The following is a 12,298-nucleotide window of genomic DNA, read 5'->3' on the forward strand; positions in this document are numbered from 1 at the left end:
GGGGGTGCGGCGTTCAGGTGGTGGTGAGTTCCAGGAGGAGGGCCTGTTCGGGGTGCAGGGCCGGCAGTTGCAGGCCGACCGTTCCGAGCACGGCCCCGCCCAGCGTCACGCCGGTCGGCAGCCAGCCCGGCTCGGTCAGTTGCAGCACCGCCGGTTCCGGTACGCCGGCCGGGAGGCGGACCGTGTAGCGCCGCGCCGGGTCGAGGCCGGGCAGGCGTACCGGGCCGGGGGTCTGGGCGGCGGACGTGGTCAACCGGGAGATCGCGTACACCGCGTGGGAGCCGTCGTGGGCGACCACGCCGTGCGCCTGGACGGCCGGGTCGGGGTGGTCGACCCGGACCACCCGGCCGGCGTGCAGCAGCGGGCGGAGCCGCTTGTGCAGCGCCACCCAGGCGGTCAGTTCGGCCCGCTCGGCCGGGGTGATGCGGCTGATGTCCCATTCGATGCCGTGGTGGCCGAAGAGCGCGGTGACCGCCCGGAAGCCCAGGTCGTGGACCCGGTGGGTGGTGTGCGAGCGTTCCGGTCCGATGTGGCTGCCGACCAGTTCCGGCGGGAGGAGCAGCCCGGTCCAGCGTTGGATGGCCAGCCGTTCCAGGGCGTCGTTGCAGTCGCTGGCCCAGACCCGGTCGGTGCGGCGCAGGATCTCCAGGTCCACCCGGGCGCCGCCGGAGGAACAGCTCTCGATCTCCACGTCGGGGTGCCGGGCGCGCAGTTCGTCCAGCAGCCGGTAGACCGCCACGGTCTGTGCGTGCACGCCGGGCCGGCCGGCGTGCCCGGCCTCGGTGAGGTCCCGGTTGTGGTCCCATTTCAGGTAGCCGATGCCCTCGTGCTCGGAGAGCACCGCGTCCAGCCGGCCCAGCAGGTGGTCGTACGCGTCCGGGTGGGCCAGGTCGAGGACCTGCTGGTGCCGCCATTCCGGCGGCAGCCGGCCGGGCACCTGGAGCAGCCAGTCGGGGTGGGCGCGGAACAGGTCGGAGTCGGTGTTGACCATTTCCGGCTCGACCCAGAGCCCGAACTGCATGCCGTGCCCGCGGACGTGGTCGATGAGTGGTTGCAGCCCGTCCGGCCACACGTCGTCGTCCACCCGCCAGTCGCCGAGCCCGGCCCGGTCGTGCCGGCGGCCGGCGAACCAGCCGTCGTCGAGGACGAAGCGTTCCACGCCCACCTCGGCGGCCCGGTCCGCGAGCGCGGTCAACCGGTCCAGGTCGTGGTCGAAGTAGACCGCCTCCCAGACGTTCAGGGTGACCGGTCGGGGGCTGCGCGGGTGCCCGGGCCGGGCCCGCAGGTGGGTGTGCAGCACGTCGCTGAGCCCGTCCAGCCCGGTGGCCGAGTGGACGGCATACAGCAGGGGAGTGGCGTACTCGGCGCCGGGGGCGAGCACGATCTCGCCGGGGGCGAGCAGTTCGCCGCCGCCGAGGGCGGCCTCCCCGGTGGGCCGGCGTTCCGCGTACGTGACGTGGTCGCCGCTCCAGGCGGTGTGCACCGCCCAGACCTCGCCGTGGCCGAAGCCGAATCCGGCGGTGCCGGCCACCAGCAGCAGCGTCGCGTCGTGCCCGGTCCGCCCGTGCCGGCCCTCCCGCACCCACGCGCCCATCGGCCACGGGTGCCGCTGGGGGCTGCGTTCCCGGCACCACCGGCCGGTCAGGTCGAGCAGGTCGGTGGCGACCGGCGGCACCGGCAGCGCCGGGGTCAGCTCGCGCAGCTCGTACGGCGCGTCGCCGTCGTTGCGCAGCCGGTGCCGTACCGTCAGCAGCCCCGCCGGGTCGAGCGTGAGCTCGACCGTGAGCGCCAGCCCCGCGCCCGGGTCCGCCGCCCGCACGGTCACCCGCGCCGCGCCGCCGCCGTGGTCCCGCTCCTCACCGGATACGCGCACCGCCTCCCCGCCCGGGGCCACGCGACCCGGCTCCGGGCCGCCGTCGACGACGTCGAGCCCGTCGAGGCGGAAGGCGGTGGACCAGTCCCGCCCGTCGCGGTGCCCGGCGAGACCGGGCCGGCCGCTCCAGCCGGCGCTCGCCTCGGGCAGCAGCGACAGCACGGTGGGCGCGTCGAAGCTGCTCGGCACCACCGGTGGGACGGTGGCGTCGACCAGGGCGGGCAGGTCGTCGGCGGGGACCGGGCCGAGGTCGGCGCCCCAGTGCACGACCCGGGGCAGGCCGGGGCCGCGCGCGTCGAGCACCAGGCTGGTCCGCGCGCGGCGCAGGTGGACGATGCTCATCCCTTGCTGGCTCCCAGGGTCAGGCCCCGGACGAACTGCTTCTGCAACAGGAAGAAGATCACCAGGGTGGGGATGGCGACCAGCACCGAGCCGGCCGAGACGAGGTTGTTGTCGGTGAAGAACTCGCCGCGCAGGTTGTTCAGCGAGCTGGTCACCGGGAACTTGTCGCCGGTACGCATCAGCACGGTGGCCCAGAAGAACTCGTTGTAGATCCAGGTCACCTCCAGGGTGGCCAGCGCGGCCAGGGCGGGCCGGCACAGCGGCATGGTGACCTGCCAGTACTGCCGCCACACGCTGGCCCCGTCGACCATCGCCGCCTCGTAGAGCTCGTGCGGGAGCGCCTTCATGTAGTTGCTGAGCACGAAGACGCAGAACCCGCACTGGAAGGCGACGTTGACCAGGATCAGCCCCCAGTAGCTGTCGTAGAGCAGTTCCGAGTCGCTCATCCACTCCGGCAGCGGCACCTGGGTGAAGAGCCGGAACAGCGGGATGAGCAGGGCCTGCTGCGGCAGCAGGTTCGCCGCGGTGAAGAGCCCGAGCAGGACGATGTTGAGTTTCCAGCTGAACCGGGCGATCACGAACGCCACGCAGGAGGCGAGGAAGAGCGTGAGCAGCACGGCCGGGACGGTGATGTAGACCGAGTTGAGGAAGTGCTTGCCGAACTCGGCGGTCTTCCAGGCGGTGGTGTAGTTGTCCAGCGTCCAGCCGCCGAGCGAGACGTACCCGTTGCGGGCGGTGTAGTCGTAGGACCGCAGCGAGGTGAGCACCGCCCAGAGGATCGGGAAGAGCCAGCCGACGGCCACCACGCCCAGGAACAGGTGCAGCACCACCCGGGCCGGTCGTACCGGTCGGTGGGGCCGGCCCGCCGTGCCGACCGAGGGTTCGCGGATTCCGGTCGCGGTCATCGCCGGTCCTCCCGCATCACGGTGAACAGATAGAGGGTGATGAAGACCAGCGACACCACCAGCATGATCGTCGCCAGGGCCGAGCCGAAGCCGATCCGGCTGGCCTCGCCCACCACGTTGGAGGTGACCAGCGCGGAGAGCAGTTCCAGCCCGTTGCGGCCCTTGTTGATGACCCAGACCAGGTCGAAGGCGCGCAGCGACTCGATCACGGTCACCACCAGCACGATGATGTTGATGGGCCGCATCACCGGGAAGACCACCCGGAAGAAGGTGCTGGTCTCCGAGGAGCCGTCCACCGCCGCGGCCTCCCGCAGCGACGGGTCGACGCCCTTCAGTCCGGCCAGGTAGAGCAGCATGATGTAGCCGACGTGTCGCCAGCCGGCGGCGAAGAGCACCGCCCAGATGTTGACGTTCGAGTCGCCGTACCAGTCGGTCTGGGTGCCGAGCACGGCGTTGAGCAGGCCCTGGTCGCGGCTGTAGATGAGCTGCCAGACGAAGCCGATCAGCGCCAGCGAGAGCACCACCGGCAGATAGAGCGCGGTCTGGTAGAACCGGCTGCCGCGGATCTCCTTGTCCAGCAGCACGGCCAGGAACATGCCGAACGGGGTGGCCACCACGAAGAGCGCGGCCAGCCAGAGCAGGTTGTTCTGCACGGCCGGCCCGAACGGCGGGTAGTTGTTGACCACGTTGTCGTAGTTCTGCAGGCCCACCCAGTCGATCTCGCCGACCGGGCCGATGCCGTCCCAGTCGGTGCCGGAGAGCAGCACGGTGGCGACCGCCGGCAGCCAGACCAGGCCGACCACCAGCAGCAGGGGTACGAGCACCATCAGCGTGATCACCACGCGGTCGGTGCGGGACAGCAGCCGTAGCCGGCGGCCACGACCACCCGTGGAGGTGGTCGCGGCCGGCGGCGGCACGGCGCGATCCGCTTGGATCAGGGGCAGGTCGGACACGATGTCCTTCCCCTCTCGCCGTCGTCAGTCAGTGAAGATCGACTTCTTCTGGTTCTCGATGCTGGTGAGCAGTCCGCCGATGTCCTTCGGGTTCTTGATGAACTGCTGCAACGCCGGGATGATCACCGTGGAGGCGAAGTCCGGCCGGGTGTCCCGGTCGAGGAACTGCGCGATCTCGGTGGCCGAGCCGACCAGTTCGGCGGCCTTCTTCTGCAGGGCGGTGTAGCCGCTGGTGTCCGCGCCGGTGTTGGCGACCAGGGTGCTCGGGTCGTTCTTCACCACGATGTTCGCGGCGTCCTTGCTGCCGACGTACTCCAGCAGCTTCTTGGCGTTCGCCTCGGACTTCGGCTTGCGGGCCATCATGTAGCCGTCGATCGGCGCGTCCAGGGCCTTCGCCCCGATCGCCGGGTCGATCTCGGGGAAGGTGAAGAAGTCCAGGTCGTTCTGCTCGTCGTTGCTGAACTGCTGGGCGACGAAGAGGCCGAGCAGGTACATGCCGCTCTTCTTCTGCTGCAACGACTGGGCGGCCTCCTGCCAGGTGCGGCCCAGGGCGTCCGGCTGGTGCAGCGGCAGCAGCCCGGCCCAGGTGTCGAAGACCTTCTTCACCTTGTCCGAGGTCCACGCCTCCTTGCCGGCCATCAGGTCGACGTGGAACTGGTAGCCGTTGATCCGCAGGTTGAGGATGTCGAAGGTGCCCATCGCCGGCCAGCCGTCCTTGTCGGCGAAGGCGATCGGGGCGAGGCCGTCCTTCTTCATCTGCGCGCCGAGCGTGTTCAGCTCGTCGAGGGTCTTCGGCACCTGGTAGCCGCGCTGCTGCCAGACCGACTTGCGGTAGAAGACCGCCCACGGGTAGTACGACGCGGGGACGAAGTACTGCTTGCCGTCGTCACCGGTGGAGGCCTTCTTGAAGGCGTCGGAATAGCCGGAGAGCTTGCCCCAGACGTCGCTGACGTCGCCGGCCAGGCCCTTGGCGGCGAAGAAGCGCATCCGGTAGCCGGCGAACCACATGAACACGTCGTCCGGCTTGCCCTGCAGGTAGTTGTTGATGTTCTCCTGGAACGTGTTGTGGTCGACCGTGTTGACCGCGGGCTGGATGCCGGACGCGGTCTGGAAGCCGGCCATCACCTTGGCGATGACGTCCTTCGGCTTGGGGTCGGACTGGTTCGAGCCCACCGAGACCGTCTTCGAGTCCGAACCGGAGCCCGAGTCGGAGTCGCCGCAGCCGGCGAGGAGGCCCGTGCCGAGCAGCGCCCCGGTGCCGGCCGCGCCGGCCAGCAGGGAGCGCCGGTTCAGGCCGGCGACGGACGGGGGTACGAGCCGGGCGAGGTACTCGGCTTGCGAGCGGGGACGGGACATTGTTCCTCCTGCGTGGAAGAGGTGCGCTGCGCCCAAGGGCCGTCAGGTGGCGGGGAGCGGTGTTCGTGCCGGCAGTGATAGATCCACCGTGAATCCACATGTCCGAACAAAAACAGCCGGTGGCGGTTGAAGCTACCGCTTGGCGCGGCGCTGTCAAGAGGGGCGGCGGGCACTGATAACCCAGTCGTGACAAGGCCGAGACCAGGTAAACGTTGGAAATTTTGTCGATGTTGGAAAGTGTTGACTTGAGTGGTCCCGGGGGGCACGCTCTGCACTCATGCGGAACTGGCAGGGCGACGGCATCTGGTACGGCGCCGACTACAACCCGGAACAGTGGCCCGAGGAGGTCTGGGCCGAGGACGTCGCGCTGATGCGCGAGGCCGGCGTCAACCTGGTCTCCGTCGGCATCTTCTCCTGGGCCCTGCTGGAGCCGTCCCCCGGCACGTACGAGTTCGGCTGGCTCGACCGGGCGCTCGACGTGCTGCACGACGGCGGCGTCCGGGTCGACCTGGCCACCGCCACCGCCAGCCCGCCGCCGTGGCTGGCCCACCGCCACCCCGAGACGCTGCCCCGCCGCGCCGACGGCGCGATCCTCTGGCCCGGCGGGCGGCAGGCGTACTGCCCCAGCTCGCCGATCTTCCGGGACCGGTCCCTCGCCCTGGTCGAGGCCGTCGCGGGCCGGTACGCCGACCACCCCGCCGTGGTCATGTGGCACGTCTCCAACGAACTGGGCTGCCACAATGTGCACTGCTACTGCGACGTCAGCGCCGAGGCGTTCCGGGGCTGGCTGCGCGAGCGCTACGGCGACCTGGACACCCTCAACGCCGCCTGGGGCACCGCCTTCTGGAGCCAGCGCTACCACGACTGGGCCGAGGTCAACCCGCCGCGCACCGCGCCGACCTTCGCCAACCCCACCCAGCAGCTGGACTTCCTGCGCTTCTCCTCGGACGAGCAGCGGGCCCAGCTGCGCGCCGAGCGGGACGTGCTCAAGCGGCTGGTCCGGCAGCCGGTCACCACGAACTTCATGATCGGCACCGGGATCAAGTACCTCGACTACCACTCCTGGGCGCCCGACGTGGACGTGGTCTCCAACGACCACTACCTCACCGCCGCCGACCCGCAGCCGCAGGTCAACCTGGCGCTCGCCGCCGACCACACCCGGGGCGTCGCCGGCGGCGACCCGTGGCTGCTGATGGAGCACTCCACCAGCGCCGTCAACTGGCAGCCGCGCAACGTCGCCAAGACCCCCGGCCAGCTGCGCCGCAACAGCCTCGCCCACGTCGCCCGCGGCGCCGACGGGGTGCTCTTCTTCCAGTGGCGGGCCTCCCGGGCCGGTGCGGAGAAGTTCCACTCCGCGCTGGTACCGCACGCCGGCCCGGAGACCAAGGTGTTCCGCGAGGTCTGCCGGCTCGGCGCCGACCTGCAGGCCCTCGCCGAGGTACGCGGCAGCCGGGTCGACGCCGACGTGGCGATCCTCTTCGACTACGAGGCCTGGTGGGGTGCCGAACTCGACTCCCACCCCAGCGTCGACGTCACCTACGCCGACCGGCTGAACGCGCTGCACGGCGCGCTCTGGCGGGCCGGCGTCACCGCCGACGTGGTGCACCCGTCGACCGACCTGTCCCGCTACCGGCTCGTCCTGGTGCCCACCCTCTACCTGGTCCGGGACGCCGACGCCGACGCCCTGCGCCGCTTCGTCGAGGCGGGCGGCACCGCGCTGGTCACCTACTTCAGCGGCATCGTCGATGAGCACGACCACATCCGGCTCGGCGGCTACCCCGGCGCGTTCCGCGAGCTGCTCGGCCTGCGGACCGAGGAGTTCTTCCCGCTCCGGGCGGGGGAGCGGGTCACCCTCGACGACGGCGCGTGCGCCGACGTGTGGACCGAATGGCTGCACGCCGAGGGCGCGGAGGTGCTCGCCGCGTACGCCGACGGGCCGTTGCCCGGCGTGCCCGCGCTCACCCGGCACGCCGTCGGTGCCGGCGCCGCCTGGTACGTCGGCACCCGGCTCGACGACGCGGCCACCGACCGGTTGGTGACCCGCCTGCTCGCCGAGTCCGGGGTCCGGCCGGCGGCGCCCGCCCCGGCCGGCGTCGAGGTCGTCCGGCGCCGCGACGGCGAACGGAGCTGGCTCTTCGTCATCAACCACACCGACGCCGAGGCGCGGCTCGCCGTCACCGGCACCGAGCTGCTCGGCGGCGCGCACTGCGCCGGTGAGCTGGTCGTGCCGGCCGGCGAGGTGGCCGTGGTCCGGGAGGTCCGGTCGGCGACGGCCGCCTGAGCCCGCGTAGCCTGCCCGTGCGCCCGAAGGAGGTTCGATGCTCGCCCAGCAACGGCAGAGCGCCATCCTGGAGCTGATCCGGCAGCGCGGCGGCGTCCGGGTCAGTCACCTGGTGAGCCGCTTCGGCGTCTCCGACATGACCATCCGGCGGGACCTGGAGGTGCTCGCCGAACGCGGCCTGGTCGACAAGGTCCACGGTGGGGCGACGCTGGCCGGCCCCGGCTCCGCCGAGGAGCCCGGCTTCGCCGCCAAGTCGGTCCGCCAGCAGACCGAGAAGCGGGCCATCGCCGAGCGGGCCGCCGAGCTGGTCGAACCCGGCATGGCGGTCGCCCTCTCCGCCGGCACCACCACCGCGGCCCTCGCCGCCCGGCTCGCAGAGGTACGCGGGCTGACCGTCGTCACCAACTCCATCCCGGTCGCCGACGCGCTCTACCAGAACCCGCGCGCCGACCAGACCGTCGTGCTGACCGGCGGGATCCGTACGCCCTCGGACGCGCTGACCGGGCCGGTCGCCGAGGCCGCCATCGCCGCCCTCAACGTCGACCTGCTCTTCCTCGGCGTGCACGGGATGAGTCCCCGGACCGGGTTCACCACCCCGAACCTGCTGGAGGCGGCGGTCAACCGGCGGCTGATCGGCGCGGCCCGCCGGCTCGTCGTGCTCGCCGACCACACCAAGTGGGAGACCATCGGCATCGCCACCATCGCCCCGCTGGACGACGCCGACGTGCTGATCAGCGACGGGAAGCTGCCCCCGGAGGGCCGCCGCGTCATCGGCGAGCAGGTCGGCGAGCTGATCGTCGTCGACGTCGACTGACGGCCCGGGTTCCCGCCCCGGGCGGTCCCGTCCTGCGGATCCCGGGATGCCGGTCGGCGGCCACCCGGCTAGCGTCCGACGGATGACCAGCCCGCACCGGACCCGGATCCGTCCGCCCCGGGACCGCCCGGCGGGCCGGGCGCGAACCCCGTCGATGGTGGCCCTGGTGCTGCTCACCGGGGTCGGGCCGTTCGCCACCGACACGTACGTCGCCGCCCTGCCGGAGCTGCGCGGCTCTCTGCACACCAGCGCGACCGTCGCGCAGCTGACGATGACCGCCTTCATCATCGGCGTCGCCGTCGGTCAGCTGCTGCTCGGCCCGGTGAGCGACGCCCGGGGGCGGCGCGGCATCGTCATCGCCACCAGCCTCACCTTCGCCGCGCTCTCCGTGGTCTGCGCCCTCGCGCCCAGCGGCGCGGTCCTCGTCGCGGCCCGGCTCGGCCAGGGCATCGCCGCGGGCAGCGGGGTCGCCGTCGGGCGGGCGATGGTCACCGACACCTGGCGCGGACCGCAGGCGGCGGCCCGCTTCGGCACCCTCGCCTCGGTCACCTTCCTCGGCCCGGTGGTCGCCCCGGCGGTCGGTGGCCTGATCCTGCACCAGGGCACCTGGCGTACGGTCTTCGCCGCGCTGACCCTCTTCGGCGTGGCGATGGTGGTCGCCGTGCTGCTCGGCCTGCCGGAGACCCTGCCGCCGGAGCGCCGCCAGTCCGCGGGTGCCGCCGGCACGCTGGCCAGGATGGGCGACCTGCTGCGCGACTGGTCCTTCCTGCGGCACGTGGTGGTGCAGTGCCTGGCCACCGCCGGCTTCTTCACCTACATCGGCGGCTCGTCGTTCGTCCTGCAGACCGTATACGGCGTGAGCCCCGGGACGTACGCGATCATCTTCGCCACCAACGCGGCCGGCATGGCCGGCGCGAGCCTGTTGTTCCGCCTGTCGGTCGCCCGGGTGGGCGCCGCCCGGCTGCGGGGCGTCGGGGTCCTCGGGTCGACGTCGGCCGCGGTCGGGTTGCTCGCCGTGGCCCTCGCGGATCCGGCGGCGGGGCTCCCGGTGGCGCTGCCGTGGGCGCTGCTCTCGCTGGTGGTCGCCGGCATGGGCCTGGTCCTGCCGGCCACCACCGCGCTGGCCCAGGAGGCCGGTCGTCGGGCGGCGGGAGCGGCCGCCGCGTTGCAGGGCGGGTTGAGCTTCCTGGTGGGCGCGCTCGTCACCCCGCTGACCGGGGTGCTCGGCTATCGCACGCTGCTGCCGATGGCCCTGTCGATGGCCGTGTTCTTCCTGCTCGCCACGGCGCTGCTGCGCCTCTCAGGCACTTCACAGGCATCCGGGTTAGGGTCCCCTCAGCAAACGTCCGACGCTCCATCGTGGAGCGCCGTCGAGCGGGAGTGACCGATGGTCTTCAAGAAGATGCTGAGTGCGTTCGGCGTGGGCGGCCCCAGCGTCGACACCGTCCTGGCCAACCCCAACACCCGGCCCGGCCTGACCCTCGACGGGCACGTCAACCTGGTCGGCGGCGACGCCCCGGCCAGCATCGAGCAGATCACCGTCGGCCTGGTCACCCGGGTCGAGATCGAGAGCGGCGACTCCGAGTACGGCGGCATCATGGAGTTCCACCGGATGGGCGTGAGCGGCCCGCTGGAACTGGCCCCGAAGCAGCAGCTGTCCATCCCGTTCCGCCTCGCCGTGCCGTGGGAGACCCCGGTCACCGACGTGTACGGCCAGCGCCTGCACGGCATGACGATGGGGCTGCGGACCGAGCTGGCGGTGGCCCGGGCGGTGGACAAGAGCGACCTGGACCAGGTGGCCGTGCACCCGCTGCCCATCCACGAGCGCATCCTGGACGCCTTCCAGGCGCTCGGGTTCCGCTTCAAGCACGCCGACCTGGAACGCGGTCACATCCACGGCGTGCAGCAGACGCTCCCGTTCTATCAGGAGATCGAGTTCTTCGCCGCCCCGCAGTACGCGGGCACGGTCACCGAGGTCGAACTGACCTTCGTGACCAGCCAGCGGGGCGTCGAGGTGATCCTGGAGTGCGACAAGCGGGGCGGCTTCCTCAGCGCCGGGCACGACGTCATCGGCCGGTACGCCGTACCGCACTCCGACGCCGGGCGGACCGACTGGGTCCAGGTGGTCGACGGCTGGCTGCGGGACACCACCTCCCGGTACGGCAGCCTGCGTACCCATGGCTTCGGCGCCCCGCACGGGCACGGGCACGGCCGGGGGCCGGGAATGGGCGGCCTGGTCGCTGGCACCGCGCTCGGCGTGGCCGGCGGGCTGGTCGCCGGTGAGCTGATCGAGGATGCCTTCGAGGGTGACTTCGGGGACGACTTCGGCGGCGACTTCGAATAGCCACGACGACGGTGGCCCCGGGACGGATCCCGGGGCCACCGTCGTTCTCAGGTGTCGTTCACTCAGTGGCGGGCCTTGCGCTCCTCGCCGCTGCGGAAGTTGCTGCCCGCCTTGGCCAGACCACGGCTACCCAGGTAACCGATGGTCAGCAGCGTGATGAAGAACCAGGCCTGCGGGGCGCGGAAGATGTCCACCCCGACCGAGTTCTTGCCGACCAGGTAGGACGCCACCAGCACGCCCGCGACGGACGCCACATAGACCCAGAACTCCGTCGTCGCGAACGACGGCTTGGTCTCCGTGCCGGGTGCGGCGATGGCCTGCTCCCGGTACCCGTCGTGCATCATCGGCATCGGGCGGGTGGGTGTCTCCTGCATGGCCGCCCGGTTCGAGACGTCCTGCGCCGGGCGGTTCATGGGCCTGGTGGATGCAGCCTGCGTGCTCATCTTGTCCTCCTCAGGATGCGATGAGTCGTTCCCTGCACTCCCTCGCCCCGCTACCGCGTTTCGGCCACGGCACGGTTCGCGTTCCTGGCGGGGGCACCCTCCGTCTACCCGACCCCCCGGCGGCCTAACACCCCCTCCCGGCCGAATAGCAGCAGCCCACCGCCGTCCCGTCACCCGGTACGGGCGGCGGCGCTCGGTCTCGGCGGCCAGTGCCGGTGGGGGACGTCCGTCGGGCCTCCCGGGGCAGCGGTCGGCCGTGCGGAACCGGACAGACGGTCGGTCCAGCGCCGGGAGGGCCCATCGGTCCGGCGGGGTTTGGTGGGGCGGTCGCCGGGCACGCAGGAAGATCCGCGACGAGCTGCGAGGTGGTTGACGTGCGTGAGGACGACATGCGGCAGGACGCCGCCCGCCGGGCCGAGGACCGGGTCGCCGGCGGGGTGTACGGCGAGGGCGCGCTCGACGAGGTCACCGTGCCGCCGACCGACGTGAACCGGGTCATCCAGGACGAGGACCCGGACGACCCGGCGCGCGTCCGGATCGACCCGGAGGTGCTGCGCGACGGTGGCCCGACCCGCGGTCAGGGTGCGGTCACCACCACCGGTGGTACCGCCGGACCGGCCAGCACCCGCCGGGTCGCCCGCCAACCGGAGCGGCACCCCGGCACGGTGGCCCCGACCACCACCGGGGACGCCACCACGGGCGGCATGAGCACACCGGCCGGCGGCTCCACCAGCGACCAGTCCGCCAGCGGCAGCCAGGTCGGCAACTTCACCGACGAGAGCCCCAACCCCGGCTGACCCACCCGCACCCGCGCCGGCCCCGCGCCCGCATCCGTACCCGACAAGATCACGCTCGAACATGGAAGTGGTGGCCTCCGAGAACGGAGGCCACCACTTCCTGCATCCAGCACGATCTCCGCCCCGGCACCCCATACCCTCGTCGATCATGAAGTTGGGGTGGTTCACGAAAGGCGTGAAGTCGCCGGAA

10 protein-coding genes are annotated in these 12,298 nt (G+C 71.9%); 5 read left to right on the plus strand and 5 right to left on the minus strand.

What is annotated here, in order from left to right; genetic code table 11:
• Positions 1-13 precede the first annotated feature (13 nt).
• From MRQ36_RS21955 to MRQ36_RS21970, 4 genes are read right to left on the minus strand one after another with little or no spacing between them, the layout of a single operon-like run.
• A complete protein-coding gene (locus tag MRQ36_RS21955) occupies positions 14-2,215 on the minus strand; it encodes an alpha-galactosidase (protein ID WP_242798220.1) in 2,202 nt (733 codons plus the stop codon).
• Positions 2,212-3,120, minus strand: coding sequence for a carbohydrate ABC transporter permease (locus MRQ36_RS21960; protein ID WP_242798222.1), 909 nt, complete (start codon positions 3,118-3,120; stop codon positions 2,212-2,214). Before MRQ36_RS21960 ends, MRQ36_RS21955 begins: the two co-directional genes overlap by 4 nt.
• Positions 3,117-4,073, minus strand: a complete 957-nt coding sequence (locus tag MRQ36_RS21965; RefSeq protein WP_242798224.1) for a carbohydrate ABC transporter permease — start codon at positions 4,071-4,073, stop codon at positions 3,117-3,119. Before MRQ36_RS21965 ends, MRQ36_RS21960 begins: the two co-directional genes overlap by 4 nt.
• A 24-nt stretch (positions 4,074-4,097) precedes the next feature.
• Entirely contained in the window at positions 4,098-5,429 is a 1,332-nt protein-coding gene (locus tag MRQ36_RS21970) for an ABC transporter substrate-binding protein (RefSeq protein WP_242798226.1), read from the minus strand.
• A 277-nt stretch (positions 5,430-5,706) separates the two neighbouring features.
• Here MRQ36_RS21970 and MRQ36_RS21975 point away from each other — a divergent pair, with 277 nt between their 5' ends.
• The 4 genes from MRQ36_RS21975 (at position 5,707) to MRQ36_RS21990 (ending at position 10,868) form a co-directional block, all read left to right on the plus strand.
• Positions 5,707-7,710 carry a beta-galactosidase gene (locus MRQ36_RS21975; protein WP_242798228.1) on the plus strand — a complete coding sequence of 668 codons (2,004 nt, stop codon included), beginning with the start codon at positions 5,707-5,709 and terminating at the stop codon, positions 7,708-7,710.
• Between the two features lie 37 nt (positions 7,711-7,747).
• The gene (locus tag MRQ36_RS21980) at positions 7,748-8,524 is read left to right on the plus strand and encodes a DeoR/GlpR family DNA-binding transcription regulator (RefSeq protein ID WP_242798230.1); all 777 of its coding nucleotides are present in this window, start codon (positions 7,748-7,750) and stop codon (positions 8,522-8,524) included.
• An 82-nt stretch (positions 8,525-8,606) separates the two neighbouring features.
• Complete coding sequence (locus tag MRQ36_RS21985; RefSeq protein ID WP_242798232.1) at positions 8,607-9,908, plus strand: multidrug effflux MFS transporter; 1,302 nt, start codon at positions 8,607-8,609, stop codon at positions 9,906-9,908.
• A gap of 3 nt (positions 9,909-9,911) precedes the next feature.
• Complete coding sequence (locus MRQ36_RS21990; RefSeq protein ID WP_242798235.1) at positions 9,912-10,868, plus strand: sporulation protein; 957 nt, start codon at positions 9,912-9,914, stop codon at positions 10,866-10,868.
• 62 nt (positions 10,869-10,930) lie between these two features.
• Here the strand turns inward: MRQ36_RS21990 and MRQ36_RS21995 are convergent, their stop codons facing one another.
• Positions 10,931-11,311 (minus strand): hypothetical protein, encoded by a 381-nt coding sequence (locus tag MRQ36_RS21995; protein WP_242798237.1) that lies wholly within the window; start codon positions 11,309-11,311, stop codon positions 10,931-10,933.
• Positions 11,312-11,685: 374 nt separating this feature from the next.
• Between MRQ36_RS21995 and MRQ36_RS22000 the strand changes: the two genes are divergently transcribed.
• A complete protein-coding gene (locus MRQ36_RS22000; protein ID WP_242798239.1) occupies positions 11,686-12,108 on the plus strand; it encodes a hypothetical protein in 423 nt (140 codons plus the stop codon).
• Positions 12,109-12,298 lie beyond the last annotated feature (190 nt).

Origin of the sequence: Micromonospora sp. R77 (assembly GCF_022747945.1) — a bacterium.
In the GTDB taxonomy this organism is placed as follows: Bacteria; Actinomycetota; Actinomycetes; order Mycobacteriales; family Micromonosporaceae; genus Micromonospora.

What these genes read in the sequence shown, in the direction of transcription:
- MRQ36_RS21980 (WP_242798230.1), top strand. Translation starts at nt 7,748, where the DNA reads ATGCTCGCCCAGCAACGGCAGAGCGCCATCCTGGAGCTGATCCGGCAG.
- MRQ36_RS21985 (WP_242798232.1), top strand. Translation starts at nt 8,607, where the DNA reads ATGACCAGCCCGCACCGGACCCGGATCCGTCCGCCCCGGGACCGCCCG.
- MRQ36_RS21970 (WP_242798226.1), bottom strand. Translation starts at nt 5,429, where the DNA reads ATGTCCCGTCCCCGCTCGCAAGCCGAGTACCTCGCCCGGCTCGTACCC.
- MRQ36_RS21960 (WP_242798222.1), bottom strand. Translation starts at nt 3,120, where the DNA reads ATGACCGCGACCGGAATCCGCGAACCCTCGGTCGGCACGGCGGGCCGG.
- MRQ36_RS21975 (WP_242798228.1), top strand. Translation starts at nt 5,707, where the DNA reads ATGCGGAACTGGCAGGGCGACGGCATCTGGTACGGCGCCGACTACAAC.
- MRQ36_RS21990 (WP_242798235.1), top strand. Translation starts at nt 9,912, where the DNA reads ATGGTCTTCAAGAAGATGCTGAGTGCGTTCGGCGTGGGCGGCCCCAGC.
- MRQ36_RS21955 (WP_242798220.1), bottom strand. Translation starts at nt 2,215, where the DNA reads ATGAGCATCGTCCACCTGCGCCGCGCGCGGACCAGCCTGGTGCTCGAC.
- MRQ36_RS21995 (WP_242798237.1), bottom strand. Translation starts at nt 11,311, where the DNA reads ATGAGCACGCAGGCTGCATCCACCAGGCCCATGAACCGCCCGGCGCAG.